At 56.1% G+C, this 26368-nt stretch carries 30 protein-coding genes; 16 read left to right on the plus strand and 14 right to left on the minus strand.

Annotated features, from left to right (window positions below):
* Positions 1-95: 95 nt before the first annotated feature.
* Positions 96-377 carry an Asp-tRNA(Asn)/Glu-tRNA(Gln) amidotransferase subunit GatC gene (gene gatC, locus ACH3PB_RS01455; protein WP_416397701.1) on the minus strand — a complete coding sequence of 94 codons (282 nt, stop codon included), beginning with the start codon at positions 375-377 and terminating at the stop codon, positions 96-98.
* Positions 378-614: 237 nt separating this feature from the next.
* On the opposite strand from gatC, the gene ACH3PB_RS01460 reads away from it, so the two are divergent.
* The 7 genes from ACH3PB_RS01460 (at position 615) to ACH3PB_RS01490 (ending at position 10262) form a co-directional block, all read left to right on the plus strand.
* The gene (locus ACH3PB_RS01460) at positions 615-1652 is read left to right on the plus strand and encodes a rod shape-determining protein (protein WP_344808405.1); all 1038 of its coding nucleotides are present in this window, start codon (positions 615-617) and stop codon (positions 1650-1652) included.
* Between the two features lie 95 nt (positions 1653-1747).
* The gene (mreC, locus tag ACH3PB_RS01465) at positions 1748-2596 is read left to right on the plus strand and encodes a rod shape-determining protein MreC (protein WP_416397702.1); all 849 of its coding nucleotides are present in this window, start codon (positions 1748-1750) and stop codon (positions 2594-2596) included.
* Positions 2597-2616: 20 nt separating this feature from the next.
* On the plus strand, positions 2617-3087 hold the full coding sequence (gene mreD / locus ACH3PB_RS01470) for a rod shape-determining protein MreD (protein ID WP_416397703.1): 471 nt from the start codon (positions 2617-2619) through the stop codon (positions 3085-3087).
* Positions 3088-3103: 16 nt separating this feature from the next.
* Positions 3104-3706 (plus strand): Maf family protein, encoded by a 603-nt coding sequence (locus tag ACH3PB_RS01475; RefSeq protein WP_416397704.1) that lies wholly within the window; start codon positions 3104-3106, stop codon positions 3704-3706.
* 28 nt (positions 3707-3734) lie between these two features.
* Positions 3735-5261, plus strand: coding sequence for a ribonuclease G (gene rng, locus ACH3PB_RS01480; protein WP_416397705.1), 1527 nt, complete (start codon positions 3735-3737; stop codon positions 5259-5261).
* A 60-nt stretch (positions 5262-5321) separates the two neighbouring features.
* Entirely contained in the window at positions 5322-9383 is a 4062-nt protein-coding gene (locus ACH3PB_RS01485) for a YhdP family protein (RefSeq protein ID WP_416397706.1), read from the plus strand.
* Between the two features lie 18 nt (positions 9384-9401).
* Positions 9402-10262 (plus strand): carbon-nitrogen hydrolase family protein, encoded by an 861-nt coding sequence (locus ACH3PB_RS01490; RefSeq protein ID WP_416397707.1) that lies wholly within the window; start codon positions 9402-9404, stop codon positions 10260-10262.
* A 21-nt stretch (positions 10263-10283) separates the two neighbouring features.
* Here ACH3PB_RS01490 and yjgA read toward each other — a convergent pair whose 3' ends face one another.
* Positions 10284-10868 (minus strand): ribosome biogenesis factor YjgA, encoded by a 585-nt coding sequence (gene yjgA / locus ACH3PB_RS01495; protein WP_416397708.1) that lies wholly within the window; start codon positions 10866-10868, stop codon positions 10284-10286.
* Between the two features lie 46 nt (positions 10869-10914).
* Positions 10915-11745 carry a DUF6279 family lipoprotein gene (locus tag ACH3PB_RS01500; protein ID WP_416397709.1) on the minus strand — a complete coding sequence of 277 codons (831 nt, stop codon included), beginning with the start codon at positions 11743-11745 and terminating at the stop codon, positions 10915-10917.
* A 79-nt stretch (positions 11746-11824) separates the two neighbouring features.
* Here ACH3PB_RS01500 and ACH3PB_RS01505 point away from each other — a divergent pair, with 79 nt between their 5' ends.
* Complete coding sequence (locus ACH3PB_RS01505) at positions 11825-12145, plus strand: DUF3301 domain-containing protein (protein WP_416397710.1); 321 nt, start codon at positions 11825-11827, stop codon at positions 12143-12145.
* Positions 12146-12153: 8 nt separating this feature from the next.
* Here ACH3PB_RS01505 and mgtE read toward each other — a convergent pair whose 3' ends face one another.
* The 11 genes from mgtE to ACH3PB_RS01560 all read right to left on the minus strand — a co-directional run bounded on the left by mgtE (position 12154) and on the right by ACH3PB_RS01560 (position 20808).
* The gene (mgtE, locus tag ACH3PB_RS01510; RefSeq protein WP_416397711.1) at positions 12154-13539 is read right to left on the minus strand and encodes a magnesium transporter; all 1386 of its coding nucleotides are present in this window, start codon (positions 13537-13539) and stop codon (positions 12154-12156) included.
* Between the two features lie 58 nt (positions 13540-13597).
* Positions 13598-13867 carry an HPr family phosphocarrier protein gene (locus ACH3PB_RS01515; protein ID WP_416397712.1) on the minus strand — a complete coding sequence of 90 codons (270 nt, stop codon included), beginning with the start codon at positions 13865-13867 and terminating at the stop codon, positions 13598-13600.
* A gap of 84 nt (positions 13868-13951) precedes the next feature.
* Positions 13952-14812, minus strand: a complete 861-nt coding sequence (gene rapZ, locus ACH3PB_RS01520) for an RNase adapter RapZ (RefSeq protein ID WP_416397713.1) — start codon at positions 14810-14812, stop codon at positions 13952-13954.
* Positions 14813-14821: 9 nt separating this feature from the next.
* Complete coding sequence (gene ptsN / locus ACH3PB_RS01525; RefSeq protein ID WP_416397714.1) at positions 14822-15295, minus strand: PTS IIA-like nitrogen regulatory protein PtsN; 474 nt, start codon at positions 15293-15295, stop codon at positions 14822-14824.
* Positions 15296-15327: 32 nt separating this feature from the next.
* Positions 15328-15636, minus strand: a complete 309-nt coding sequence (hpf, locus tag ACH3PB_RS01530) for a ribosome hibernation-promoting factor, HPF/YfiA family (RefSeq protein WP_416397715.1) — start codon at positions 15634-15636, stop codon at positions 15328-15330.
* Positions 15637-15675: 39 nt separating this feature from the next.
* Entirely contained in the window at positions 15676-17208 is a 1533-nt protein-coding gene (locus tag ACH3PB_RS01535; RefSeq protein ID WP_416399505.1) for an RNA polymerase factor sigma-54, read from the minus strand.
* A gap of 94 nt (positions 17209-17302) precedes the next feature.
* Positions 17303-18028 (minus strand): LPS export ABC transporter ATP-binding protein, encoded by a 726-nt coding sequence (gene lptB / locus ACH3PB_RS01540; RefSeq protein ID WP_416397716.1) that lies wholly within the window; start codon positions 18026-18028, stop codon positions 17303-17305.
* 17 nt (positions 18029-18045) lie between these two features.
* A complete protein-coding gene (gene lptA / locus ACH3PB_RS01545; protein WP_416397717.1) occupies positions 18046-18618 on the minus strand; it encodes a lipopolysaccharide transport periplasmic protein LptA in 573 nt (190 codons plus the stop codon).
* Entirely contained in the window at positions 18611-19216 is a 606-nt protein-coding gene (gene lptC / locus ACH3PB_RS01550) for an LPS export ABC transporter periplasmic protein LptC (RefSeq protein ID WP_416397718.1), read from the minus strand. The genes lptA and lptC overlap by 8 nt, the downstream gene beginning before the upstream one ends.
* A 30-nt stretch (positions 19217-19246) precedes the next feature.
* Positions 19247-19768 carry a KdsC family phosphatase gene (locus ACH3PB_RS01555; protein ID WP_416397719.1) on the minus strand — a complete coding sequence of 174 codons (522 nt, stop codon included), beginning with the start codon at positions 19766-19768 and terminating at the stop codon, positions 19247-19249.
* A gap of 26 nt (positions 19769-19794) precedes the next feature.
* Positions 19795-20808 (minus strand): KpsF/GutQ family sugar-phosphate isomerase, encoded by a 1014-nt coding sequence (locus tag ACH3PB_RS01560; protein WP_416397720.1) that lies wholly within the window; start codon positions 20806-20808, stop codon positions 19795-19797.
* Positions 20809-20950: 142 nt separating this feature from the next.
* Here ACH3PB_RS01560 and ACH3PB_RS01565 point away from each other — a divergent pair, with 142 nt between their 5' ends.
* From ACH3PB_RS01565 to hisG, 8 genes are all read left to right on the plus strand, one after another.
* Positions 20951-21766 carry an ATP-binding cassette domain-containing protein gene (locus tag ACH3PB_RS01565; protein WP_416399506.1) on the plus strand — a complete coding sequence of 272 codons (816 nt, stop codon included), beginning with the start codon at positions 20951-20953 and terminating at the stop codon, positions 21764-21766.
* Entirely contained in the window at positions 21759-22550 is a 792-nt protein-coding gene (mlaE, locus tag ACH3PB_RS01570; RefSeq protein ID WP_416397721.1) for a lipid asymmetry maintenance ABC transporter permease subunit MlaE, read from the plus strand. Before ACH3PB_RS01565 ends, mlaE begins: the two co-directional genes overlap by 8 nt.
* Positions 22551-23003 (plus strand): outer membrane lipid asymmetry maintenance protein MlaD, encoded by a 453-nt coding sequence (mlaD, locus tag ACH3PB_RS01575; RefSeq protein WP_416397722.1) that lies wholly within the window; start codon positions 22551-22553, stop codon positions 23001-23003.
* Between the two features lie 34 nt (positions 23004-23037).
* Positions 23038-23739 carry an MlaC/ttg2D family ABC transporter substrate-binding protein gene (locus ACH3PB_RS01580; protein ID WP_416397723.1) on the plus strand — a complete coding sequence of 234 codons (702 nt, stop codon included), beginning with the start codon at positions 23038-23040 and terminating at the stop codon, positions 23737-23739.
* Positions 23740-23743: 4 nt separating this feature from the next.
* Positions 23744-24067 (plus strand): STAS domain-containing protein, encoded by a 324-nt coding sequence (locus tag ACH3PB_RS01585; protein ID WP_416397724.1) that lies wholly within the window; start codon positions 23744-23746, stop codon positions 24065-24067.
* 121 nt (positions 24068-24188) lie between these two features.
* Positions 24189-24431 carry a BolA family protein gene (locus ACH3PB_RS01590; RefSeq protein ID WP_416397725.1) on the plus strand — a complete coding sequence of 81 codons (243 nt, stop codon included), beginning with the start codon at positions 24189-24191 and terminating at the stop codon, positions 24429-24431.
* An 18-nt stretch (positions 24432-24449) separates the two neighbouring features.
* A complete protein-coding gene (gene murA / locus ACH3PB_RS01595) occupies positions 24450-25715 on the plus strand; it encodes a UDP-N-acetylglucosamine 1-carboxyvinyltransferase (protein ID WP_416397726.1) in 1266 nt (421 codons plus the stop codon).
* Complete coding sequence (hisG, locus tag ACH3PB_RS01600) at positions 25709-26365, plus strand: ATP phosphoribosyltransferase (protein WP_416397727.1); 657 nt, start codon at positions 25709-25711, stop codon at positions 26363-26365. The genes murA and hisG overlap by 7 nt, the downstream gene beginning before the upstream one ends.
* Positions 26366-26368 lie beyond the last annotated feature (3 nt).

Consider the following 26368-nt stretch of genomic DNA (forward strand, 5'->3'; position numbering starts at 1 on the left):
GGCTTGTATTCCGCTATGATTGGCGTGCATGGTTGGCAAGGTGTGGCCGAATGTTGCTGTATTTCAGGTGACAATACAACTCGGTAAGCCGCAGCTTATTCGACGACTCTCGGCACCAGGAACAGGCCGCCTTCAGTGAGCGGTGCGCATTTCTGATAGCGCTCACGATCATCAGGCTCTGTTACGACATCGGGGCGCAGCCGCTGGGTCATCTCCAGCGGATTGAGTAGCGGAGCTGTCTGGCTGGTATCCACCGACTGCAGCTGCTCGACGAAATGGAGGATGCGATCGACGTCATTCCGCAGGCTCGTGTCCGAGGCGCAGTCCAGTCTTGCGAGCACGGCAAGTTGTGCAAGCTGTTCATCTGAAATGTTCATTCAGGGCGTTCCTGTTCTGGAGGCTTTGCTCCGTCTGCGTTGGTAGGCATTGCAGTCTACTATCGACGGGCCGTGCTGTGAACAGCAGGTGGCAGTTTCCAACTAGCTTGTGCTGCGGGTGTACCCTTGCTAAAGTTGCCTGCAGTTCAGCCTGTGCGCCAGAGCACAGATGATTGGTCCATTCTTACTCAGCATTCAAACCAGCTCTGTGCATTCTCAAGGAACTAGCATCTAACAATGTTCAAACGTCTCCGTGGCCTATTTTCCAGTGATCTGTCCATCGATCTTGGAACGGCTAACACGCTTATTTATGTCCGCGGTCGCGGGATCGTTCTGGACGAACCTTCAGTGGTAGCTATTCGTCGTCAGGGCGCAACCAAGTCCGTCGCCGCCGTTGGCGCTGAAGCCAAGCGCATGCTTGGCCGAACACCCGGCAATATCACGGCAATCCGTCCTCTGAAGGATGGCGTCATTGCCGACTTCCAGGTTACCGAAAAGATGCTCCAGCACTTTATTCATAAGGTGCACGAAAATAGTTTCATCACACCGAGCCCTCGCGTGCTGGTGTGTATTCCCAGCCGATCGACCGAAGTCGAACGCAAGGCAATCCGTGAATCCGCAATGGGCGCTGGCGCCCGTGAAGTCTTCCTGATTGAAGAGCCCATGGCTGCGGCCATTGGTGCCGGTCTGCCTGTTGAAGATGCCAATGGTTCAATGGTGGTTGATATCGGTGGTGGGACTACCGAGATCGCTATCATTTCATTGAATGGCATCGTGTTTGCCAATTCAGTACGTGTAGGCGGAGATCGCTTCGATGAAGCCATCGTTGCATACGTCCGGCGGAATTACGGTGCGCTGATCGGCGATGCAACTGCCGAGCGCATCAAGCTCGAGATTGGTTGTGCCTACGAAGGTCTTGAACTGCGTGAGATCGATGTGCGTGGGCGGAATCTTGCCGAAGGGGTGCCGCGGAGCTTTGCACTGAATAGTGAAGAGATCCTGGAAGCGCTTCAGGATGATCTGGCGACTATCGTCCAGGCCTGTAAAGGCGCACTTGAAGAGTCACCGCCCGAGCTGGCTTCCGATATCGCCGAGCGTGGCATCGTTCTCACCGGCGGCGGCGCACTCCTGCGCGGCCTCGACCGTCTGATTTCCGAAGAAACCGGGCTGCCAGTCATCGTCGCCGATGATCCTCTTACCTGCGTCGCCCGTGGTGGTGGACGTGCCCTCGAAGTAATGGATCAGCGCGGAGCCGGTCTCTTCTTTATGGATTAAGTAATGCGCCTGCAAAAGCAGTTCGCATACGCTAGTCTGTAAACAGAAAGAACATCGGAGAGCGTTTCATCAAGACTATCTTCGCAAGAGGCCCCTTGCTGGGGTTCCGCATCCTACTGGTTGGCGTTTTATCGCTAGCCATAGGTGTGGCTGATCTGAAGCTGGACTGGCTGGACTCCCTCAAGGAAAACATGTCCGTGCTGCTGGTTCCGGTGCAGTGGAGCGTGCAACTGCCTGGACGTATCAGTGATTTCGGTGAATCCATCACAGAGTCCCGCTCCAGCCTCCTGGAAAAAAATGCCTCGCTGGAGAACCGGCTCCGCATCCTGCAGGTGAAAGCCCTCAAGACTGCTTCACTAACGGCGGAAGTCAATCGCCTTCGCGCGCTGCTTAACGCTGCAGCGTTCGTCGATGAGTCTGTTCTCGTAGCTGAAATCATCGGAATCAACCCGGATCCATACATGCACGAGGTCATGATCAACAAGGGCTCGAACGATGGTGTCTTCGAAGGTCAGCCGTTGCTGGATTCGACCGGGCTGATGGGGCAGGTGACCGCTGTCACGCCTTACAGCGCAAGGGTCTTGCTCATAGCGGACAGTGCCCATGCCATTCCCATCGAAGTCAATCGTAATGGTTCCCGCGGAATACTGGTCGGAACCGGGGTGCTCGATCGTCTTGAACTCGTCAACATTCCTGATACAGCCGATATCAAGGCCGGCGATATGCTCGTGAGCTCTGGTCTCGGTGGGCGCTTCCCCAAAGGCTATCCTGTCGCTCGGGTGGAGTCGGTGACGCATGATCCGGGCTTGCCGTTCGCACAGGTCTACGCACGACCACTGGCAGAGCTGAACAGAAGCAAGCATGTTCTGCTGGTCTTCAAGAGACCCGGTGATGATCGTGCGTTACCCAGTGTTCTGGAGCAGCAGACCGAACCGGCTTCCTAGCCCGGCAGGCCGCAGAACGCATGGCATCTTCTTCAATGAGTTATGGCGTCTTTGCAGCCTCACTGTTTCTGGCTGCCTGTCTCACGATCATTCCGATGGAGGGCGTAGCTGCAATACTGCGTCCCGAGTGGATTGCCCTTGTCATGGTTTACTGGACACTGTATCGAGATCAGAGCGTCGGTATCATGGCAAATTGGATGGTCGGTCTGTTCTGGGACGTGCTCGTGGGCACCACTTTAGGTCTGCATGCCGGTAGTCTGGCCTTGCAGGCCTATTTGCTGCTGACCATGTCACAGCGTCTCCTGCTGTTTCCTGTTTTACAGCAGAGCGTGATCGTATTTGCGGTAATCGGCATCAATCTCATGCTGTTTCGCTGGATAGATGGCTTCATATCGAACCCAGCGATCGACATGGGCTTTCTCATTCCGGCAGTAACATCCGCGCTGCTCTGGCCATTGCTCAGATTTATCTTGCACCGCCTGGACAATTAAGGCATCAGGGATTGATATGTCACAGCCCAACACGCTCATACTGGCTTCGGCCTCGCCCCGTCGCGCTGAACTGCTACGTCAGATTGGCGTAGATTTTATCTGTCAACCAGCTGATGTGGACGAAACGCCCCGGCCAGATGAAGCCAATGATCTTTACGTTGATCGGATGGCGCTCAGCAAGGCTCGGGCTGTATTCAAGGCGGTCTCGTCCGATCGTGAAGCGGTGCTCGTGCTCGGATCCGACACCGCTGGCGTGCTTGATCACACCGGCGAACTCCTGTTGAAGCCGCTGGATGCGGCAGATGCCACGCAGATGTTGCAGCGGCTTTCCGGCACAGTGCATACCATATACACCTCAGTGGCCTTCGTTGCCGCAGAGAGCGAACATCTTGTGCAGGTCGTGTCCAAAGTGTGGTTCAGGACCTTGCGCAGAGAAGAAATCGATCATTACGTCGCGAGTGGAGAGCCACTCGACAAGGCTGGCGCCTATGGCATCCAGGGCGCAGCCGCTGCCTTTGTGAAACGTATCGAAGGCAGCTACAGCGCGATCGTCGGCCTCCCGCTATGTGAGGTCAGTGATTATCTGGCCGCCAAGGGGCTCTGCGCTGGACGACGCTGAAGGACTCACAATAAAAACGGACAGTATCATGACAGAAGAAATACTGGTGAACGTCACTCCGGTAGAGACTCGGGTCGCAGTGGTCGAGAACGGCATGCTGCAGGAAGTCTATATCGAACGGAGTCGCCGGCGCGGCATTGTAGGCAATATCTACAAGGGCGTCGTGGTGCGGGTGCTTCCGGGAATGGAGGCGGCCTTCGTGGATATCGGGCTCGAACGGGCTGCATTCATCCACGTGTCTGAACTCAGTGGTAACGGAAACGGGAGTGGCAACGGCAACGGCTCAGGGAATGGCGAAGGCAATGGGCGTGCCGTGGAAATTGGCGGTCTGCTGCGAGAAGGCCAGGAACTCGTGGTGCAGGTCACCAAGGACCCTATCGGCACCAAAGGCGCCAGGCTAACGACGCACCTCTCCATTCCATCGCGCTATCTGGTCTACATGCCCGGCACCGATCATATCGGTATTTCTCAGCGCATTGAAAACGAAGTGGAGCGTGAGCGGCTCAAGTTGCTCATTCAAACCTGTGTCGACGACGGTTTACTGGCTGAAAATGAAACAAAAGATGCTGCCACAGCCTCGTCTGGCTTCATTATCAGAACAGCAGCCGAAGGCGTCGGATCAGAGGAGTTCACTGGCGATATCATGTATCTCCGCCGCCTTTGGCGTGCCGTGCACCGGAAGATCCAGAGCGTCAGGCCCCCGGCAGTAGTCTATGAAGATCTCAGCCTGTATGCCCGGACTCTGCGGGACCTGGTACGACCGGAAACCGAAAAGATCCGCATCGATTCCAAGGAGGGTTATCAGCGAGCCATCGAGTTTACCGATCAATTCGTCTCCGAGATCAAGGACAAGATCGAGTACTATCCTGGTGAGCGGCCAATTTTTGATCTATACGGCGTCGAGGACGAAATCCAGAAGGCGCTTGGCAGAAAGGTACAGCTGAAATCCGGCGGCTATCTCATCATCGACCAAACCGAGGCCATGACGACAATCGACGTCAATACCGGCGGCTTCGTCGGCCACAAGAACCTCGAGGAAACGATTTTCAAGACCAATCTCGAGGCGACCAGGGCCATAGCCCGGCAACTGCGACTGCGCAACCTTGGCGGTATCATCATACTCGATCTGATCGATATGACGGACCCCGAGCATAACCGCCAGGTCTTGCGCATGCTGGAGAAGATGCTCGAGCGCGACCACGCAAAGACCAAGATCAGTTGCGTGAGCGAGCTAGGCCTTGTCGAAATGACCAGAAAGCGCACTACCGAAAGTCTTGGTCAAATGCTTTCAGAAGCCTGTCCCGCCTGCGAAGGTCGCGGTACGGTGAAAACGCCAGAAACGCTGTGTTATGAAATTTTCAGGGAAATTTTACGTATCAACAGGAATTACGATGCCCAAAGCTATCTTGTCATGGCGTCGCAGCAGGTGGTCGATCTCTTGCTCGACGATCAGTCGGATAACGTGGCTGACCTCGAGGAGTTCATTGGCAAGAGCATCCGTTTTCAGGTCGAAGTCATCTATACACAGGAGCAGTTCGACGTTGTTCTTCAATGATTCCAAGGCGGGTTCTAGTTGACGGAAACTGTTGCTAGAAAAAGCCAGTCAGGCAGGCAATTGAGCCTCAGTTCCGTCGCATTCGTGGCCATAGCGGTATTTCTGGCGGTAGCGGCCGTCACCATGTCCGCAGCGCGCGTTGCACTTCATTACGCAGATGTACTTCGCCCTGACATCGTATCGCTGATCGAGCGCGAAACATCGATGCAGATTGCCATCAGCGAATTGCGTGGCGGCTGGTGGGGTCGAAACCCTTCGCTCAGGCTCAGTGGGCTGCGCATTATTCCAAGTGGTCGTTCTGAAGATGCCCTGAATCTGGGGGAGGTTGATCTTGAACTGGACCTGCTCGAGTCGATACGGAACTGGTCTTTTGTGCCTGCGGCTTTGTCGGTGGAGAACCTGGTCGTCCGACTTGCTGAGCAAGAGGATGGCAGCTGGCAACCAACGGTAGCTATCGCTGGCCAATCTATTGAAGACCTCACCGACGCCCTCGATCAAAGTATGCGTGAAAAGGTGGAGTCGGCGCTTGCGCTCATTGGTGACGGCAGCTATCGCCTTGGCAACATTGACCTGGTCTGGCGATATATGAGCGGCCGTAGCGTGCAATGGCGTCTGCCCTCGGTGTTTTTAAAGAAACGCCGTGAAACACTGGAGCTGTCGACGCGGGTTCTGCAGGGCCAGGAGGAGATTCTGGCCTTTGAGGTTTTCGTTGATCGGAAGGCGGGGGCGAGTCCGGCGGCCAGGGCTTACGTGCGATGGCGCGACGACGAAGTGCTACAGCCTTTCAGAAGAATGATTCCCGAAGATGTGCCAGTGAGCCTGGCGAGTCTGACAGGGCAGGGTGAGTTCTGGTTGCAATACGACGCCGGGACCGCCGAAGTTGATGCCACACTGGCACTCGATCTGCCAGAGCTGAGACTTGAACTGCCGGAAGTCGACACCCTGGACCCGCCTGTCGGGCGCGAAACCTTGCTCGTCAGGACACTTGGCGGGCAGTTCCACTTGAGCGGAAGGCTTGGTATCGGTCCAGGGCATCGCCTGGAGGAGCTCGTTGATTTCCCGATCGGGTTCGAGCAGTGGCAGCTTAGGGCTACCGCGCTTGATGGTCGCTGGAATGATATGCCACTAGTCACTAGGCAGGTGATGGCTGCGGGTGGCGAAGAGTTCAGCATGGCTGTCGATGCGGTCAATCTTGAGCTGCTGTCGAAGGCTGCAATAGCCAGCCGACAGATCGGGGCAGAGGGTGTCGGAGATCTGCTTGCATACGCTGCCGAAGGGCAGCTTAACAATCTTCATGTGAGGCAGTCAGCGGACGACGGTGTGTTAGTGCAGGCCATGCTGAGTAATGCGACGGTTCAGGCTGCTTTCGGCGCGCCCATGATCGCTCGATTGGACGGCTATCTGGAGGTGGCCGGCAGCCGTGGTCATGTCATCTTCGCTGATAAGGACGTGGGTCTGCAATTTCCCGATCTGTACGAGGAGGGTTGGCAGCTCCCTTACGTCGAAGGACGGGTGGACTGGTCTTCTTACAATGGTCTGACCCAGGTCTGGGGTACACGTCTCACACTGGATCGCCCGAACGATGTGCAGGGTAGACTGCAGGCCGAGTTCGATCTGCTCAATCCTGATGCCGAGGATCTGCCCGAAAGTCTTCAGCTTGCCATCAATATGCAAGAGGCCGATGCATCGCTCGTCGCTGCTTTTGTCCCCACTCGTATACTCGACCAGGACCTGAACGAATGGGTGCTCGGCGCGGTGCAGGGTGGCCTGATCAGGCGTGGCAGCTATTTCTATTCTGGAGTGGTTGGCGAGGCTGCAGACGAAACCAACTCCAGTTCGCAGATGGCTTTCGATATCCAGGATGGAACACTGAAATTCGCCGAAGACTGGCCAGCGCTCACCGAGCTCGTTACTCAGCTGAAAATCACTGATGACCGCGTGAGCGCGGATATTGCCTCCGCTCGAATCAACGGTCTCCCGGTTTATGATGGCCGTGTTGAGCTGAGGGATGTGGCGGGTCAGTCTCTGCTCGATGCCAGTTTCAGCAGCCGGCCTCAAGCGGCTGACTGGAATTACTGGCTCCGCTCTTCGCCAATAGCGGAAACAACTCGTCCGATTGCAGGTGACTGGCAGCTTTCCGGCGCCTCAGTGGTTAATGCTGCGCTCACCGTCAATCTGGATACAAGCTCGGCGGAAGCCCTGCGCATTCGCATCGATGCTAACGATATGGCAGTCCGTTCGAAAGAACATGACCTGAGTGCAGAGCAGATCGGTGGTCGCTTCGAATATAGCCTGGCTAACGGCGTGAGCGGGAAGAGCGAACATCTCAGGTTGCAGGGTGAGAAAGCGACGCTGACTGTGCAGTCGCCGGAGTGGAGCGAGGCGTCCAAAAAGGTCCAGGTCAGAGCCAACACCCGTTTGTCACTGGCTGCCTTACAGAAGCGGGTCACGCTGCCGGAAATCGTTCGGCTTTCAGGTGGGACCGAGATCAACAGTATTTTTGCCTGGAGCGGTACACCGACCAGCGATCGTTATTCATTGACCGTCCGCTCAGATTTGCGTGGCATTGCCTTCGATTACCCACAGCCCTTTGGCAAGGGTGCTGACGAACGCCGTAATCTCGAGCTCGAGGTACGATGGGCCGAAAATGCGCGAGCCAAGGAGTATCGGTTTCAGCTCGGTGAGCTCGTGGGTGGTGATATTTCGGTCGTAACGACTGGTGCAGGCAAGCAGACCGAGCTTGAGGATCTTCAAGGTAGAATCCGCTTTGGTGGCACCAGCGCCGACAATCGGGTGCGCATGAATTTCGATCGGCTTGGTAAAGCTGCAGAGCCGGCGCCCGCTCAGGGGCTGGCAGGCCGGCGCGGGCTAGACGTCGTCGGCTACTTGCCGCGTCTGGATGTGGGCGAGTGGCAACGCTTCATCGCCAGGGAGTACGGCAAAAAGGAAGACGGCGAGATCGAGGTACTTGTCGATGAACCGGTGCTGAATCAGCGGGCGCGTCAGCTCGTCGCCAACTGGCCAGACTGGCTTACAGGCGTGGATCTTACAGTCGCGGAGTTGAAGCTCGACGACAAGCTCTATCGCGAATTTGCTGTTCTCGCCTCGCGTAACACTAATAATTCGGTAGATATTGCGGTGGATGTGCCCGAGCTCATGAAGGGTGCAGTGCGTGTACCTGGCGGTGCAAAGGACTACCCAACGGCGAGACTCGCCTACCTGAAGATACCTGAAGCCAAGGCTGAAAGTGAGGGCTCTGGCGAGAAAAGCAGCTTCACCCCTACTGATGTGCCGCTGGGTGACGTGTCAATTGACGAGCTTTTTTACGGCGCCAAGTCTCTTGGAAGCTGGCGCTGGATAGCAGAAAAGCGTGATGAAGGCGTCGTGTTCCGCGAGCTTCGAGCAGCGGTGGAAGGGTCCCGGCTCGAAGGGCGTCTGAGTTGGCTGCGCGAGCCGATTACACAGCAGCAGACGACCATCCTGACCGGGGAACTCAGCGGTGAGCGCTTCGAAAAAATCTACAGCCATTTTCAGGGGCCCGCACCAATGACTGCCGCCAAATACCGGTTCAAGACCGGGGTGGTGTGGACCGGAACGCCCTTCGACTTCAGCTGGGAGAATCTTTCGGGTCAGATTTCGATGCGACTGCGGGACGGTCGATTCACCGAGACCTCGCGCTCTGCCGACCTCTTCAAGGTTTTCAGCGTGTTGAATATGGATACATTGACCAGGCGTCTCAAACTCGACTTCAGTGATATCTATGAAGCGGGTATCTCGTACGATGATATTGAGGGCAGCGCCAAGATCAAGGAAGGCGTAGTGGATTTCGAGTCTCCGCTCGCCATTCAGGCGACTTCAAGTGCGTTCCAGCTGACCGGCACCATGAGCATGGTTACAGACGCTCTGGACATGGAGCTGCTCGTGGTACTGCCACTTACCAAGAATCTGCCGCTGGCCGCTCTTCTTGTCGGGGCGCCGCAGATAGGTGGAGCGCTCTTCCTTATTGACAAGTTGATGGGGGACGCGCTGAGCAAACTGACCAGCGCAACCTATGAACTGACCGGAACGCTCGAAGATCCGGAGGTCAATCTGAAGCAGTCGTTTGGTGACCGAGATAGCTGAGACAACACAGGAGAGAGCATGACCGACAGCAGACCTGAGAGCGCACAAGCGGCCTGCATTGCAGCTGTTGTGCAGATGGTGAGCGGGCAGAACGTCCTCGATAACCTGGAGGCCGCCGAAGCGCAGATTCGCAATGCAGCGGCACAAGGCGCCAAACTGGTGGTCCTGCCTGAAAACTTTCTGGTCTTCGACAGCGAAGCAGCCATAGCGCTGGCACAGAGCGAGCTAGCCAATGGGGAACCCATCCGACATCGGCTAACAGAACTGAGTAGGCAGCTGGAAGTCTACCTTGTGGCCGGGTCGCTGCCTGTTGCCCAGTCCAGTTCCGGCCAGGGCTCAAATGACCGGCGGGCGCTCTCGGCCAGCCTGGTATGCGGTCCCGATGGGGATGTGCTCGCTGAGTACCACAAACTCCATCTCTTTGATGTTGAAGTCAGCGGTGACAGTCAGCGTTACATGGAGTCGGATTATTTCTGTCAGGGCGAGGCGCCGCGCACGGTGGATCTGCCTTGGGGCAGGATGGGCCTGAGTATCTGCTACGACCTTCGTTTCCCTGAGCTGTACCGCGAATATGCGCGTTCAGGCTGTACGATGCTGACCGTTCCCTCCGCGTTCACTGCAAAGACGGGGGAGGCGCATTGGGATGTGCTCTTGAGAGCCCGCGCGATAGAAAATCAATGTTTCGTGTTGGCCCCCAACCAGGGTGGCGAGCATGAGAACGGTCGGCACACCTTCGGACATAGTCAGATTGTCGATCCGTGGGGGCGGGTGTTGGATATGATAGAGACCGGACCCGGTATCGCGATTGCCGAGCTGGACTTCAAGGAACTTTCCCAGATTCGTCGACGAATGCCTGTAGAGCAGCATCGCCGACTCTGAGTCGGGCTTGATTCAGAGCGCTCAGACCTCGCGAGCCAGACCGTCCCTGATCAACTGGTAGAGCTTACGGGTATTGCCCCGGTTGCGTTTCAACTGCAGGTCCTTTACGGCATTGCGTAGGGTCTGTCTGAGCGCCTGAACCTCGGTCGCTGGATTGGCGCTGACGAACTCTGTAATCAGATCATTCATGGCCTGTTGCTCTTCAGACCTGTGGCCAGCCGCGAGCAGCCGTTCACGCCACCTCTCGGCTTCATGGTGCAGATTCTTCTGGTAGTCCGACCCACTATCCCGCAGTTCTATTGCCGCCAGAACGGCATCATGATCGATAGTGCGCATTTGCTTGCCGATAAACTGCAGATGCCGTCGTTTCGCCTCCCTCGACGGAATGGCGTTGAAATCGGACAGCGCCTTGAGCAGGCGATCGGGCAGGTCAAGCTCCGGCCAGATATCCGGCATGCCAGCGAGGCGTTCACCCAGCGTCTGCAAGCTGTGCATATGGCGCTTCATCTCGGACTTGCTGACGATCTCGACATCGTCACTCAACAGGTCCTGTTCAGACGCGTCATCAACGTTCTCAGCGTCGTGCTGAAATCTTTCCTTGGCCATGGTCTTTGTTCGCGATGCTATCGGGGCGGGAATTATACCTGCTTTTTTAGTCGAGAACCTCCCGCAGGCGCTCGATCCATTCCTCGAGGCGCTCACCCGCCTGTTCTCGTTGAGCTTTGCGCAGCGTAGGAAAGAGAGCCTGCAGCGAGGCTACGATCTGATCCCGCTCCTGTGCTCGCCATTGAACATAGGCTGCTGTCTGAAAATCGGAAGGCCGCTTGAACATGGCTTCCAGTGCGGCAAGGTCATCGTCCAAGGCATGCCGGAGAAAACGCTCTCTACGGTGCCTACTGTTGTCAACACGGATCTGCAGCTCGTTCGCCTCTAGTTTGGTGAGCTGACGAATGAGCCTGCTTTGCTTACGGTCCAGCTCACCGAACCAGTTTTCGAATCGTTCGACGCGATCATCGACCTTGGCCTCAAGAGATGCTGACTCGTCGAACCACTCTTCCATCTTGTCTTCGCTGTACGCTCTATAAGCTTCCGCGTTGGAGGGCGTCATTTGGACGAGAAGGGGCTTTACGGCTGGCCAGCTGGCCTCGAGAAAGCGGTCGATGATCGCGCTGGCCTCATTCTCGAATGCAGTCAGAGCGGCCTCTGACTCACCCGATACCCACAGTTCCATGACATTCCCAAGGCGGGGTATGAGGTCAGGGAAGCCATCGTCCCTGAGCCACTCGCGAATTTCGAGTATAACCGGTTCGACTGCCTTCTTTTGGCTATCGGTGAGATCAAGCATGTCGTCCAGACGCCACATGACCAGGGTGTCCATGCGTTCGAACCAGAAGGCGAAGCCAAAGCAGCCAGCTAACGAGAGGCAGAGCAGGATGACAGAAACGAGCTTTGCTGCTGAGTGTTGGACGGAAAGCTGTGTCATAGTTCGCTATTGTCTGATAATACGTGGTGCAGGGTGCCCTGCCTGAACAACTGATACGAGGAGCTGACGAAGGTCGCCCATGACGCTGGCATTGATCGATATTTTCTGGATTACCCTCACACTCTCTGCCGTGGGGATCTGGTGGCAGGGGCTGCGCATTCGCGAGCGCGCGCTGGCCCTGGTAAGACAGCGCTGCGAACAGTTGGACCTGCAGCTGCTGGATCAGAGTATTGCTTTCAGGCGCTTATCGCTGAGACGACACGGTGGCCTCGGCTTCGGCTTGCAGCGGGTCTACGGTTTCGAATTCTCGTCGACCGGGCTTGAACGCTACAATGGCGAAATCACCATGCTGGGTCAGCGTCAGGTCGACATCAGAATGGATGCCCACCGAGTGAGTTGAATGCAGCGTCAGAACCCGTAGACGATGGTCGCCAGGCCGAGAAAGGATAGGAAGCCAACCACATCCGTAATCGTTGTGAGTATGACGCCTCCAGCCAGCGCTGGATCAATCTTCATTGACTGCAATACCATTGGCAGAATTGTTCCGGCCAGACCTGCGACCGCCATGTTGATGATGAGTGCTGCGCCAATGACGGCCCCAAGCTGCAGGTCTTCAAACCACACAATGGCAGCGGAAGCGACGACCACGGCCCAGATACAGCCATTGAACAGCCCGACGAGGAACTCGCGATTTGTCAGCCAGCTGATATTGCCGCGACTGACCTTTCCTGTAGCCATACCTCGGATGACCAGGGTCAGGGCCTGTGAGCCTGCAATACCGCCCATGCTTGCGACTATCGGCATCAGAACCGCCAGTGCCACAACCTTGTCGATAGTGCCTTCGAACATGCCGATGACTGCCGAGGCGAGAAAGGCAGTGACAAGATTGATGCCCAACCACACCGCCCGACTCTTGGCGGTCTTGAAAAACGGCGCCAGCATGTCTTCATCTTCGTCCAGACCAGCACGACCGAGGATTTCGTGGTTCGCTCGTTCGCGTATGACGTCTACGACGTCGTCGATCGTGATTCGCCCGAGGAGTCGCCCGCTGTCAGCCACAACTGGCGCCGAAATCAAATCCTGGCGCTCGAACAGGTGGGCCACATCATTCTCCGACATAGTCGGCGGAATCTGATCCACATCGGTCTGCATGATTTCGCGCACGGTGGCATTCAGATTGGAAACGAGCAGTGTCGATATGGGCAGAACACCGACGAACTGATCACGTCGGTTAACTACGAGCAGGTTGTCGGTAGAGGCAGGTAGGGCCTTGTGCTTCCGTAAGTAGCGTAGAACGACTTCAACGCTGATGTCAGGCCGCACGGTAATCATGTCGGTCGTCATCAGACCACCGGCAGAGTCCTCTGGAAACGCCAGGACTTCTTCGATCCGAACCCTGTCCTGAGTATCCATCGACTCGAGGACTTCTGCGATCAGTGCTTCGGGCAACTGCTGCAGGAGATCGGCAAAATCGTCCGTTTCGAAATCTTCGGCAATCGACAGAACGGCCTGAGCGTCCATGTCGCGAAGGAACTCGGAGCGGATGTCGTCGCTCAGGTATGAGAGCACCTCGCCTTCGAGGTCGTCATCGAGCAGCTCCCAGAGCACCAGACGCTGCTTGGGTGGCGAAGACTCCAAAAGGTGAGCAATATCACCCGGGGCCAGACCATTGTTAAGCGTATATGTCGCCTGGTGCAGTGAGCCGCTATCCAGCCCCTCTACAATGGAGCGAAATCTCGCTTTGGTCACACTGCGCGACGAGTTGTCTTCGTACTGTTCGGCTGCGTTCTGCACGTTGAGCTACCGTTTGAATCATGAAGCTGGCTAGCCAGAACCTGGACCGCGTTTGAAGCTATTCGCCCTCGCCGAAATAGTCTTCGATGAGCGCTACAATTTCAGCCATGGCTTCGGTTTCATCTTCGCCGTCTATACAGAGCTCGAGCATCGTGCCCTTGCTTGCCGCCAGCATCATCACTGCCATGATGCTCTTGCCATCGACCCACTGTTGGCCTTTGCCTACCCGGACCGAGCTGGTGTGCCGGTTGGCGGCAGCGACAAATTTTGCTGCTGCGCGTGCATGTAGGCCAAGTTTATTGATTATGGTAACAGTTCTGGTCAGCATCTGTGCTCACAAGAGTAGTTAAGCTGCTAGCTTATGCAATTGGGAATTAACGCAAACTGTGCAAAGGAGAACTGCACCTGACTGCTATCCAGCCAGTTCCTTGTGCCGTATCTGTACGTTGTCGTAGAAATCTCTGAACTCGCGTCCCAACTGCTCACAGAGATAGACCGAACGGTGCTGCCCACCGGTGCAACCGATGCTGATCGTGAGATAGGTGCGATTACTTTTCTTGAACTCAGGTAGCCATCGCTTCAGGAATCGGGAGATATCCTCCTTCATCTGCTGGACTTCCGGCGCATTGTCGAGAAATTCGATAACCGGATCTTCAGTGCCCCGGAAGCGCCGCAGAGCAGGGTCCCAGTAGGGGTTTGGCAGGCATCGGACATCAAAGACATAATCACTGTCTGATGGGACACCATGTTTGTAGCCAAAGCTCTGGAACAGCAGGGCGAGCTCCTGCGTGCTGTGCCCACTCACCCGCAGCTTGACCTGATCCCTGAGCTGGTAAATCGACAGGTTGCTGGTGTTAATATACAGACTGGACATTGTGCTGATCGGCTCGAGCAGCTTGGTCTCGTGGCTGATGGCTTCCTTCAGCGACATCGTTCTGGTGCTCAGCGGATGCTTTCTGCGCGTAGCGTTGAAGCGCTGCAGCAGGGTCTGGTCATCCGCGTCCAGGAAGATGATTTCACATTCGACCTGTTTCGATTTCAGCTCGGCGAACATCTCGGGGAAGCTCGCAAAATCCTTGTTGAGATTGCGCGCGTCGATACTGACCGCGATATTCTGCGCTGGTTTGTTATCCTCGCTCAAGGCTTCTTCGACCAGAGGCTTGAGCAGGCCCACAGGCAGATTATCGATGCAGTAGAAGCTCAGGTCTTCGAGCACGTGAAGGGCAGTACTCTTGCCTGAACCGGAGCGCCCGCTAACGATAATCAGTTTCAAGGAGTCACCTCAGTCTTGCGAGTCGGTTTTGCTTCCCTCTCGAGTAATTAGCTCGAAAAGCTGGGCACTGCTGTCAGCGGTTCTGACTTCCTCACAGAAATCTTCATCATTGAACTTTTGCGCGAGCTGCCCCAGAAGGTCGAGGTGCTCTGAGGTGGCCTCCTGCGGGACGACCAGAACGAAAAGCAGATCGACAGGTTCGTTATCGATGGCATCGAATTCGACCGGACTGCGAAGTGTAAGGAACGCGCCGATGACCCTGTCACAGTTTTCGAGTCGACAGTGCGGGATGGCAATACCCTTGCCGATGCCCGTGCTGCCGAGTCTTTCCCTGTTGTTGAGGTTGGATAGCAGGGCTGTTTCATTCAGAAACGAGTAATGCCCTGCAACCAGGTGAGCGATGTGTTCCAGTACTTTTTTCTTGCTGGAGGCACTCACCCGGTGCTGGGTGAGTGCCGGTGCCAGAATTTCCGAAAGTTTCATAATTTACGTGGGTCTATGTGGCTGGCCGACCGCTATCTGGCATGTACGCCGTGATTCCGCTCCACCTGTTTTTCCTTCTGCTTGAGGACCTGTCTGTCGAGCTTGTCGGCCAATTGATCGATAGCAGTATACATGTCCACATCCTCAGCGTTTGCATGAACGTCACTTCCGCTCATGTGGAGCGTAGCCTCCGCCATCTGGCGCTGTTTTTCAACTGCGAGTGTCACCTGTACATTACTGATCGAGTCAACGTGACGCTGAAGCTTGTTAAATTTGGCTTCAACATGGCTTTTGAGCGCATCGGTCAAATCGATATTTTGTCCGGTAATGTTCAACTGCATACACTGTGCCTCTTAGGTAGGTCAGGATTCGCAGGCGGCTCAGATGAGTCGCTTACGTTCATTTGAGGGAGGTATAGACATGGCCTCCCGGTACTTTGCTATCGTTCTACGTGCAACATTGATGCCCTGATCCGCAAGTATGGACGCGATCTTGCTGTCACTCAGCGGTTTCTTTAGCGATTCGGCCGCAACCAGCTTCTTGATGATAGCCCTGATGGCAGTCGAGGAACACTCACCACCGCTTTCGGTGCCAACGTGACTCGAGAAGAAATACTTCAATTCGAATACACCTCTGGGGGTGTGCATGTATTTCTGCGTGGTCACCCGCGAAATGGTCGACTCGTGCATCTCCACGGCTTCTGCAATGTCGTGCAGAACCAGCGGCTTCATGGCTTCCTCTCCGTAGTCCAGAAAGCCCTGCTGATGCTCGACGATCTTCGTGGCGACCTTCAGCAGGGTTTCGTTCCTGCTCTGAAGACTCTTCAGGAACCACTTCGCTTCCTGCAGCTGATCCTTGAGATAGGTGTTGTCCGCGCTCGAATCAGCACGCTTGACCATACCGGCATATGTCGAATTCACCCGAATCCGTGGTGCAATCTCAGGATTGAGCTCCACCGTCCATCTGTCCTTGAGCTTCTTGACGATCACGTCCGGGACGACGTATTCAGTGTCAGTCGTCTGCACGCCTTCACCGGGGCGCGGATTCAAGGACTGGATAAGCCGCATGACCTCCTTGAGGTCACTTTCCTTTATCCGACTTCGGCGCATCAGCTGCGCGTAATCGCGCGATCCGAGCAGGTTGATGTAATGGCTGATCACCAGCTTGGCCTGATTCAGCCAGGGTGTCGAGGGCGGCAGCTGCAAGAGCTGGATCAGCAGGCACTCCTGAAGATCGCGCGCCGCAACACCTGGCGGGTCAAACTGCTGAATACGCTTCAGTACGGCTTGAACCTCATCGAGTTCGATGACCTCATCATCGCCCAGCGCGATCTCTTCACGATCCGCCATCCGTTGCTGCATGTCCACCAGGCCCTCGTGGATTTCGGCGAGGGTCTGGGTGAGATAGCCGTCATCATTGACTGCATCGACTATCGAGTGAGCTATCAGGCGGTCCGTATCGCTCATCGGGCAGAGGTTGAGCTGCCAGAGCAGGTGATCCTGCAGACTTTCCGCACGCGAGTTCCGGCTTTCGAAGTCGAAATCGTCATCGCCGCCTGAGCCTGAGCCTGAGCTGCTACTCGTGTTGCTCTGGTAGACGTCCTCCCATGCGGTGTCGACCGGGAGGTCTTCAGGAATGGTGTCCAGGGAATCCTGACGCTCGGTGGCCTCCATGGTTTCGCTTGCATCACTGCGAATTTCGGAGTCGCGCTCGGCATTCCTGTCGGACTCGAGGCGCTCCGGTCCGCGATCGTGGTCGTCCTCCTCCAGCTCCAGCATAGGATTAGAGTCGAGCGCCTGCTGTATTTCCTGCTGAAGGTCCAGGGTAGATAGCTGCAGGAGCTTGATGGCTTGCTGCAGCTGCGGGGTCATCGTGAGATGCTGCCCCATCTTGAGCTGTAAAGAGGTCTTCATCACCATTAGCGCTGGGGCCTTCTGAAGAGGCGGCCGCTAACGTTGCCCGTTAGATTGGCTGAGTACGGGCTATAGGTCTGCAGAGTACTTATTCTCATAATTTGAATCGGTCCCCCAAATAGACGTCTCGAACTGTCTGGTTCGCCAGAATGCTGTCGGGCGTGCCACTGGCGATGATATAGCCGTCGCTTACGATATAGGCTCTCTCGCAGATATCCAGTGTCTCCCTCACGTTATGATCGGTGATCAGCACCCCGATACTACGTTTCTGAAGATGCTGTACGATCTGCTTGATATCATTGACTGAAATCGGATCAACACCGGCAAAGGGCTCGTCCAGCAGAATGAAATCCGGTTCCGTAGCCAGTGCACGCGCAATCTCGACTCTACGGCGTTCGCCGCCGGAAAGACTCATCCCTAGGCTGTCACGGATATGCGTGATATGAAACTCCCGGAGCAGTTCCTCACACTTCGCCCGCTGCTGCTTGACGTTCAGATCGCCGCGGGTCTGCAGTATGGCAAGTATATTGTTCTGTACGCTGAGCTTGCGGAAGACCGATGCCTCCTGCGGTAGATACCCTATGCCGCGCCTCGCGCGGCCATGCATCGACAGGCTGGTGATATCCTGGTTATCGATGCTGACGATGCCGCTGTCACTGGCGACCAGCCCGACCACCATATAGAAACAGGTGGTCTTGCCGGCGCCGTTCGGGCCCAGCAGACCGACGATCTCACCTGAAAATACCTCGAGTGAGACATCCTTCACGACCGGACGCTTCTTGTATGCCTTGGACAGATTATCTGCCGCGAGTCTTTTCATGATATGCCGCCGCCCGCCTAATTCTGACCGGCGTTTTCTGGAGTCTCGCTGGTTTCATCCGGGTTCTCCGGGAAGTAGACCATCTCGACCCGCTGCTTCTTTTCCTTGTCATCGGACGACCGCGCATTGACGATCTGGCTTACGGTATCGTACAGAATCTCTTCCCCCTGAAATATGCTTGAATTCTGTTCCAGTCGGGCGCTACCACGTAGCGCGACCTGATTCTGGTCGCGCCTGTAATCAATACGCTTGGCGTAGGCATTGGTTTCCGTCTGGTCTTCTTCACTGTACTGCTTCAGGTGGGCAGGTGTGCCAACCGCGTCGAGTCGGCTGATTCCCCGGCCACCCGAGGTGTACACGGTGATACGACTCGCTTCGATAAGCGACTGACCCTGGCTGATCACGACATCGCCCTTGTAGGTGGCGACGCCCTTGAGCTCATCGAGCTCCGCGGTGTCAGCCTGTATCCTGATCGGCTCGCGACTCTGCAAGGTCATATCAAACGCTGCAACGAGGCCGCTGGCACTCGATAACGCGAGTGCCAGGCTTAACTGTAGGGCCCCGTAGATTCCGCGTATGAACTTACTCATAAGCCGGTCTTGCCTGATAGATTGCGCGTACATCCTGCTTCAATTCTACTGCCCTTTTTTGCATATCAAGTTCCATGCCAGTGCCTTGAATCCTATCAGAACCAGAGATCACCTCAACAGCATTATTTGTTTTCACATGCTCGTCGCCCATGGTGTAGACGAGGCCAGACGTGAGGATGCGTATTGGCTGGTTCTCCAGCGTGCTGCCGAGGATCTCCACGTTCTGGTCGAGTGTGAGTACCGAATAGCGGGCATCATAAGTGCCCCTGTCTGCGCTCATATGCCAGAAGTTCCGTTCGCCTGCTTCCTCATAGATGTCCAGCCGCGGCAGCGACAGAATGCCGATGTCGGTATCGACGAATTGTTCGGCCCGCACGCTTTCCAGCCGGCTTTCAAGCATGCCAGCCAGGTTGTAGGTACGATAGCTCGCCTGAATAATGAAGGCGTCCGGCTCAGCGTCGTCCGCCAGCCGCACGACTTCGACGGCTTCATCGTTGAAGGCCTGATACCAGAGAGCGGCCGTGACTGCGATGAGCACCACTGCAAAAAGCAGGCGCTTCGACCTGGCCGCATTGGCAGCCATCTCCCGTAAAGTCATTCGAAGGCCCTCTCGTTCCTGCTGCTTCGCTCAGGTGAGCAGATAGCTCTGTTGCACTGAGTCGAGGAGGCCCATACGTTCGAGCAGAAGGTCACAGACTTCTCGTACGGCGCCCTCGCCACCATGAGCGATCGTGACATAGTCGGCGTGCTGCCGCACGAAGGCATGGGCATTTGCCACTGCGACACCAAATCCGCACGCCTGTATGGCGCTGAGGTCAGGCAGGTCGTCGCCCACGTACGCAACTTCGGATATGTCGATCTGTTGTTCTTCACAGATTTCCAGCAGCGCCTCTCGCTTGTCGACCCGACCCTGTAATAGCAGAACGATATCCAGATCCTTGGCACGACGTTCTGTGGCAGCGGCACGGCGACCAGTCACGATCGCTACGGCTATGCCTGCACGCTGCAAATGCCGAATGCCCTGGCCATCGAGCGTGCAGAAGCGTTTGAGCTCCTCACCCTCGGGCGTGAACAGCAATTTGCCGTCGGTGAGAACGCCATCCACATCCAGGGCGAGCAGGCGGATAGGTCGAGACTCTTTATTTGTCATAGCTTCATTCACCGGAAGACGGGTATTCAAACGACGCCTGCGCGAAGCAGGTCGTGCATGTTCAGGGCGCCGATGAGTTTGCGATCATCGGCAACGACAGGAAGGGCATTGATCTTCTTTTCATCCATGATGGCAAGTGCTTTCGCAGCCAGCATATCAGCCGCAATCGTGGTGCACTTCACCGTCATGATATCTGCGAGGTGAGCCTTGTGTATATCGACCCTGCTCTCGAGCGCGCGTCGAAGGTCGCCATCGGTAAAGATGCCCAGCAGTCTGAACTCCGAATCGACGATGCAGGCCATGCCGAGACCTTGCCGGGTCATTTCAAGCAGACAGTCCGACATGCTTGCAGATTCGCTGACGGCCGGAATTCGGGGGCCATCATGCATGATGTCGGCAACCTTCAGCAGTAGGCGCCGGCCCAGCGCACCGCCAGGATGCGAAAAGGCGAAATCCTCTTCACTGAAGCCCTTGGCTTCCAGCAATGCAACGGCCAGCGCATCGCCCAGCACCAAAGTGACGGTAGTGCTCGAAGTTGGTGCCAGCCCAAGGGGACAGGCTTCCTTGCTGACACTGGTGTCGAGATTGACGTCGGCCAGCGCCGCCATTTGTGAGCGGGCGTTGCCGGTGAGGGTGATCAGCGGGATGCTCATGCGTTTGATGAGTGGCAATATGCTGATGATTTCGGCCGTGTTGCCGGAGTTCGAAATGGCAATCACGACATCGTCTTTGGTGATCATGCCGAGGTCGCCATGACTCGCTTCGCCAGGGTGCACGAAGAAGCTTGGGGTGCCAGTAGATGCGAGGGTGGCTGCTATCTTGTTGCCAATATGGCCTGACTTGCCCATGCCGGTGACCACGACTCGGCCACGGCATGCCAGCATCAACTCACAGGCTGTCGTGAAGCCTTCGCGTTGTTGTTTCTGGCGCAGGATAAGTTCGGCGATTGCGTCACGCTCGGTCTCCATCGTACGGATGCCGGCTGCGAGGAAATCAAAGCCCGCAGCAATCGACTCTTGTGTCGGGGTCGTATGTGCCATAGAGTTTCCAACGGTAATGACTGGCGGCAGCTGACAGGGTTGTCGCTGCAGGGAAATTTTCGCGGCCGTATCGGCTCTGGCGATAGTGTATCAGAATCAGAAAATATATCTTCCCGCCTCGATTTAACCAGGAGTGACCGTTCTGTCAGAAGAGCATCTCGTCAGTATCGAGAACATGAGCTTTCGCCGTGGTGATCGGCTGATTTTCGATAACATCAGTCTGTACGCGCCGCGAGGCAAGATCACTGGCATCATGGGTCCCAGCGGCACAGGCAAGACGACACTACTGAAGTTGATCGGCGGCCAGATCAAACCCGAAAGCGGGAAAGTGATCTTCGATGGCATCACTGTTAACGAGATGTCCAGAGCGAAGCTTTACGATATGCGGACGCGGATGGGCATGCTGTTCCAGTCGGGTGCGCTATTCAGTGATCTTACCGTATTCGAAAACGTCGCCTTCCCACTGCGTGCCCATACCGCTCTCAATAACGATATGATCCGGGACATCGTCCTGATGAAGCTCAACGCGGTGGGCCTGCGGGGCGCACGGGATCTGATGCCAAGCGAGCTCTCGGGCGGCATGGCGCGGCGTGCCGCACTGGCGCGCAGCATCGCGCTCGACCCGGATATCATCATGTACGACGAGCCCTTCACCGGCCAGGACCCCATTGCGATGGGCGTGATCGTCAAGCTTATTCGGCTACTCAACGATGCGGTTGGTCTCACGACGATTCTGGTGTCCCATGATATTCAGGAAACCATGAGTATTGCAGATCATCTGTGCATCATCGCCGATGGCAAGTTGATGGGGCAGGGTGCGCCTCAGTATCTGAAGAGAGAAGGTAACGAGTTCGTGAAGCAGTTTCTCAACGGGCTGCCTGACGGACCGGTATCTTTCCATTACCCTGCGCCGGACTACAAGGCTGATTTGCTGTCTGCCGGTGCTCGGAATGCTTAGTCAGCTTATCGGAAGGATTCAGAAGCTCGGCCATTCCGGTCTCACATCCTTGTCCTCATTTGGCCGATCCGGTGTGTTTCTGATCCAGACGCTGTGGAACTGGCCATCGATGAAAGGCATGCCGTTGCTGGCCAGACAGATCTGGCAGGCTGGTGTGCTATCGCTGCTCATCATTATCGTCAGCGGACTCTTCATCGGCATGGTGCTCGGGCTTCAGGGTTATACCATCCTGGTCGACTACGGCTCGGAACAGGCCATTGGTCAGATGATCGCGCTGACGCTCGTGCGGGAGCTGGGGCCGGTGGTGACTGCGCTGCTGTTCGCAGGCAGGGCGGGTAGTGCATTGACTGCTGAAATAGGGCTCATGAAAACGACTGAACAGCTCAGCAGCCTCGAAATGATGGGCGTGGATCCGCTGCGCTACGTGATTGCACCGCGTCTCATCGGCGGCTTCATCAGCATGCCCATACTGGCCGCAATTTTCAGCGTCGTTGGCGTCTGGGGCGGCATGATGGTCGGTGTGGACTGGCTGGGCGTATATGAAGGGTCGTTCTGGAGTAATATGCAGGCTTCGGTGGACTTCAGGGAAGATGTGCTCAACGGCGTGATCAAGAGCCTTGTATTCGGATTCGTGTGCAGCTGGATTGCTGTCTATCAAGGCTACGACTCCGTCCCGACCTCGGAGGGTATCAGTGCGGCAACTACCCGTACGGTGGTGTACTCTTCGCTCAGTGTGCTCGCGCTGGATTTTATTCTGACCGCCGTCATGTTTGGAGATCTGTAAATGCAAATGCGAACTGTCGAAATTGGCGTAGGCCTTTTCATGCTGCTCGGCATAGGCGCATTATTTCTGCTGGCGGTACGCATCAGTGGCCTGAGTCTCAGTCCAGCTGATTCGACCTACACCATTTATGCGGAATTCAACGATATCGGTGGCCTGCGTGAACGTGGCAAGGTTTCGATGGCAGGCGTGACCATAGGCCAGATCACTGAAATCAAGCTGGATCCGAAATCGGTAAAAGCACGAGTAGCCATGGAGCTCGATGCCGACGTAGATTATATATCACGCGATAGTGTGGCCGTTGTGAGCACCGCTGGGCTACTTGGTGAGAAGTACCTGAACATCGCCATTGGCGGTGATCCTGATACCCTCGCTGAGGGTGATTATATCGAGAACACGCAAAGTGCCCTCAACCTCGAAAAGCTGATCGGCAATTTTGCCACCAGCAACCTCTGAAATTGCAGCCCGAACTACGGAAGGATATTGGCAGATGACCCGAATTGTTACCGCTTTGCATCCGATCGATAAGAGTCTGTTTCCCCCACGGTCCGCCCTGGCAGCCATGGGGCTCGCAGTCCTGCTGATGTTCTGTGCCCTGTTCTCGGCTCAAGCCGAGGCTGGTGTGGAAGACGAGATCATGGCCAAGGTCCGAAAGGATACCAACCGTCTGGTCGAGAAGCTGCGAAACCAGCGCCAGACTTACTACGAGGACAAGACCAAATTCTACAATATCATGCACGAAGCACTTGTAGAGTCGATCGATTTTCAGCGAATTTCTGCACGCATCATGGGCCGGTACCGTCGCGAAGCCAGTGATGAGCAACAGAAGCGCTTTGTGGAAGTCTTCAAGAAGAGTCTCTTCAATGCCTATGGCAAGACGCTTGTCGAGTCGGATCAGTTCAATATCAACGTGCTGTCGGCGGAACTGAATCCGCGGGCCAAGGACCGTGCTTCAGTTAATCTCGAGGTCGTTTCGCAATCCGGCAACAAGTATCCCGTGACTTATTCGATGTACGACAGCGAAAAGAAGGGCTGGCTGCTCGAAAACGTTATCGTGAACGGCGTGAACCTTGGCCTTGCCTTCCGGGACAAGTTTGAGCAGTTGATGAGTCAGCACAAGGGCAATATCGACAAGGTCATCGATAACTGGACCTCCACTGTCGAGGAAGATCGCATACAGGAGAAGAAATAAGTTAGTGGCTTCTCCAAGCGCAGGACTCAGCGTTCAGGATAGAGCCGCTGGCGGCGCCTATGCAGAGATTACGGGCGACATCGATAACGATACGGCCGTGTCTCTGCTGAAAGAAGGCAAGGCCTTTCTCGCCGGCGCGACGAGCACCCAGGTCATCATTGACTTCAGCCAGGTGAAAAGTGTGCAGAGCGTGGCACTGTCTCTAATGATCCGTTGGCTTGACACGGCTGCGAAGCACAACAGAACGCTGCAGTTTGCGGGGCTGTCCGGGAAGCTGCACGACCTGGCGAAGGTGAGCGGATTGGATGAGGTGCTGCCGCTGGTCTGATTGGCCGCGTTTGCACTGCCGCTCTTCCTGGCATCTGATATACTCCCCGCTTTTCAACATCAGCACATTGATCTGTTCTGCCTTCCGCGCAGCACATACCTCCAGGACGGGAGCCTCAACTATGCAGCCTCAAGAACTTGAAACCTATCTCCAGCCGCGCCTGAGCGACTGTGAAGTCAAAGTCGGCGGTGATGACTATCATTTCCTGGTCACGGTCATTGGTGATGTCTTCGAAGACCTCAATGCGGTCAAGAAGCAGCAGTACGTCTACAAGCAGCTCAATGAGCTTATCGCTGACGGGACCGTGCATGCCGTAACCATCAAAACTTACACGCCGACTGAATGGTCAGCCCTGAATTCCTGAAATCAGAACCAGGCTCATATGGACAAATTAAGAATCAGGGGCGGTATTCCGCTGAGTGGTACAGTAACCATTTCCGGTGCGAAAAACGCTGCACTGCCGATATTGACCTCCGCGCTACTGTCTTCCGGGCCGGTGCAATTAAGCAATCTTCCTCAGCTCAACGACATCAGGACAATGACCCGCCTGCTGCAGCAGATGGGCGTGGTCACGGAAGAGCAGGGCGAGGGGCGCATGCAGCTCGATAGCTCGAAGGTCAATAACTACACGGCCGCCTACGATCTGGTCAGGACCATGCGAGCCAGCATCCTCGTGCTGGGCCCCCTGCTTGCCCGGTTTGGATACGCTGAAGTCTCTCTACCGGGCGGGTGCGCTATTGGCAGCCGGCCGGTAGATTTGCACATACGCGGCCTACAGGCGATGGGTGCGACGATTGAAGTCGACAACGGCTATATCAAGGCGAGCCGCCAGGGTCGACTTCGCGGCGCCCATATCTATTTCGACACCGTTACCGTCACCGGCACCGAAAACCTGATGATGGCGGCCTGTCTGGCTGAAGGGCGAACGGTGCTTGAAAATGCGGCCCGCGAGCCAGAGGTCGTCGATCTCGCGCGTTGCCTACTCGCCATGGGCGCCGATATCAAGGGGCATGGCACTGCCACCATCGAGATCAACGGCGTGACCGAGCTCACTGGCTGTCATCACGCCATTCAGGCTGACCGAATCGAAACTGGCACTTTCCTGTGTGCGGCTGCTGCAACACGCGGGCAGGTCACGGTCGAGGGCGCTGATGAGGGCTGCCTTGAAGCCGTCTTGCTGAAGCTGGAGGAGGCCGGGGCCAATCTCTCGGTCGCCGGATCCAGCATCACCCTGGACATGAAAGGCAACCGACCTCGCGCCGTCAGCATCAGGACGGCGCCGTTTCCTGCCTTTCCAACCGACATGCAGGCGCAGTTCATGGCGATGAACTGCGTAGCTGAAGGCAGCAGCAACATCGTCGAGACCATATTCGAAAATCGCTTCATGCATGTGCAGGAACTGCAACGGCTTGGTGCAAAGATCAGCGTCGAAGGCCATACGGCAATCGTGACCGGGCTGGCCGGCCTCACTGGTGCGCCAGTGATGGCCACTGATCTGCGCGCTTCTGCCAGCCTCATCATCGCGGGACTGGTTGCCGAGGGCGAAACCTGCATCGACCGCATCTATCATCTGGATCGGGGTTATCAGCGCATTGAGCAAAAACTGCAGGGGCTGAATGCTCGAATCGAGCGGGTGGATGTATGTTGAACGGTGAACAGATCACGATAGCGCTGAGCAAGGGCCGCATACTTGATGACACGCTGCCATTGCTGGAGTTTGCAGGGATCACTCCGGCCGAAGATATTTCGAAAAGCCGGAAGCTGATTTTTGAAACCAATCACGACCATGTCAGACTGGTCGTGCTGAGGGCGAGTGACGTGCCGACCTACGTCCGCTTTGGTGCGGCCGATATGGGCGTGGCCGGTAAGGATGTCTTGCTCGAAAATGGTAGCGAAGGTCTGTATGAGCCACTGGACCTCGATATCGCCCGCTGCCGTTTGATGACTGCTGCGAAAGTCGGGGCGCCGCGTTCTGCTGGCGGCCGCGTGCGCGTGGCCACCAAATTCGTGAGCCTCGCCAAACAGTTCTATGCAAGCCGTGGTATTCAGGCCGATATCATCAAGCTGTACGGCGGCATGGAACTGGCGCCATTGCTGAACCTCGCGGATGAAATTGTCGACATTGTCGACACCGGCAATACGCTCAAGGCAAATGGCCTGGAGGCCAGGGAACTGATCTGTCACGTAAGCTCCCGGCTTATTGCCAACAGCGCGGCAATGAAGATGAAGCAGGCTGCCATGCAGGCGCTCATCGCCCGCCTGGGTGAAGCCGTTCAGAACAGACAGCAGACAGCATGACTT

The organism is Allohahella sp. A8 (genome assembly GCF_047946665.1).
GTDB lineage: Bacteria > Pseudomonadota > Gammaproteobacteria > Pseudomonadales > Oleiphilaceae > Allohahella.

What these genes read in the sequence shown, in the direction of transcription:
- ACH3PB_RS01515 (WP_416397712.1), bottom strand. Translation starts at nt 13,867, where the DNA reads ATGCTGACCAGAACTGTTACCATAATCAATAAACTTGGCCTACATGCA.
- ACH3PB_RS01535 (WP_416399505.1), bottom strand. Translation starts at nt 17,208, where the DNA reads ATGAAGACCTCTTTACAGCTCAAGATGGGGCAGCATCTCACGATGACC.
- lptC (WP_416397718.1), bottom strand. Translation starts at nt 19,216, where the DNA reads ATGACTTTACGGGAGATGGCTGCCAATGCGGCCAGGTCGAAGCGCCTG.
- ACH3PB_RS01490 (WP_416397707.1), top strand. Translation starts at nt 9,402, where the DNA reads ATGACCGACAGCAGACCTGAGAGCGCACAAGCGGCCTGCATTGCAGCT.
- rng (WP_416397705.1), top strand. Translation starts at nt 3,735, where the DNA reads ATGACAGAAGAAATACTGGTGAACGTCACTCCGGTAGAGACTCGGGTC.
- mlaD (WP_416397722.1), top strand. Translation starts at nt 22,551, where the DNA reads ATGCAAATGCGAACTGTCGAAATTGGCGTAGGCCTTTTCATGCTGCTC.
- ACH3PB_RS01505 (WP_416397710.1), top strand. Translation starts at nt 11,825, where the DNA reads ATGACGCTGGCATTGATCGATATTTTCTGGATTACCCTCACACTCTCT.
- gatC (WP_416397701.1), bottom strand. Translation starts at nt 377, where the DNA reads ATGAACATTTCAGATGAACAGCTTGCACAACTTGCCGTGCTCGCAAGA.
- murA (WP_416397726.1), top strand. Translation starts at nt 24,450, where the DNA reads ATGGACAAATTAAGAATCAGGGGCGGTATTCCGCTGAGTGGTACAGTA.
- ACH3PB_RS01475 (WP_416397704.1), top strand. Translation starts at nt 3,104, where the DNA reads ATGTCACAGCCCAACACGCTCATACTGGCTTCGGCCTCGCCCCGTCGC.
- ACH3PB_RS01500 (WP_416397709.1), bottom strand. Translation starts at nt 11,745, where the DNA reads ATGACACAGCTTTCCGTCCAACACTCAGCAGCAAAGCTCGTTTCTGTC.
- ACH3PB_RS01460 (WP_344808405.1), top strand. Translation starts at nt 615, where the DNA reads ATGTTCAAACGTCTCCGTGGCCTATTTTCCAGTGATCTGTCCATCGAT.
- ACH3PB_RS01555 (WP_416397719.1), bottom strand. Translation starts at nt 19,768, where the DNA reads ATGACAAATAAAGAGTCTCGACCTATCCGCCTGCTCGCCCTGGATGTG.
- mreD (WP_416397703.1), top strand. Translation starts at nt 2,617, where the DNA reads ATGGCATCTTCTTCAATGAGTTATGGCGTCTTTGCAGCCTCACTGTTT.
- hpf (WP_416397715.1), bottom strand. Translation starts at nt 15,636, where the DNA reads ATGCAGTTGAACATTACCGGACAAAATATCGATTTGACCGATGCGCTC.
- ptsN (WP_416397714.1), bottom strand. Translation starts at nt 15,295, where the DNA reads ATGAAACTTTCGGAAATTCTGGCACCGGCACTCACCCAGCACCGGGTG.
- ACH3PB_RS01580 (WP_416397723.1), top strand. Translation starts at nt 23,038, where the DNA reads ATGACCCGAATTGTTACCGCTTTGCATCCGATCGATAAGAGTCTGTTT.
- lptA (WP_416397717.1), bottom strand. Translation starts at nt 18,618, where the DNA reads ATGAGTAAGTTCATACGCGGAATCTACGGGGCCCTACAGTTAAGCCTG.
- ACH3PB_RS01590 (WP_416397725.1), top strand. Translation starts at nt 24,189, where the DNA reads ATGCAGCCTCAAGAACTTGAAACCTATCTCCAGCCGCGCCTGAGCGAC.
- ACH3PB_RS01560 (WP_416397720.1), bottom strand. Translation starts at nt 20,808, where the DNA reads ATGGCACATACGACCCCGACACAAGAGTCGATTGCTGCGGGCTTTGAT.
- hisG (WP_416397727.1), top strand. Translation starts at nt 25,709, where the DNA reads ATGTTGAACGGTGAACAGATCACGATAGCGCTGAGCAAGGGCCGCATA.
- lptB (WP_416397716.1), bottom strand. Translation starts at nt 18,028, where the DNA reads ATGAAAAGACTCGCGGCAGATAATCTGTCCAAGGCATACAAGAAGCGT.
- yjgA (WP_416397708.1), bottom strand. Translation starts at nt 10,868, where the DNA reads ATGGCCAAGGAAAGATTTCAGCACGACGCTGAGAACGTTGATGACGCG.
- mlaE (WP_416397721.1), top strand. Translation starts at nt 21,759, where the DNA reads ATGCTTAGTCAGCTTATCGGAAGGATTCAGAAGCTCGGCCATTCCGGT.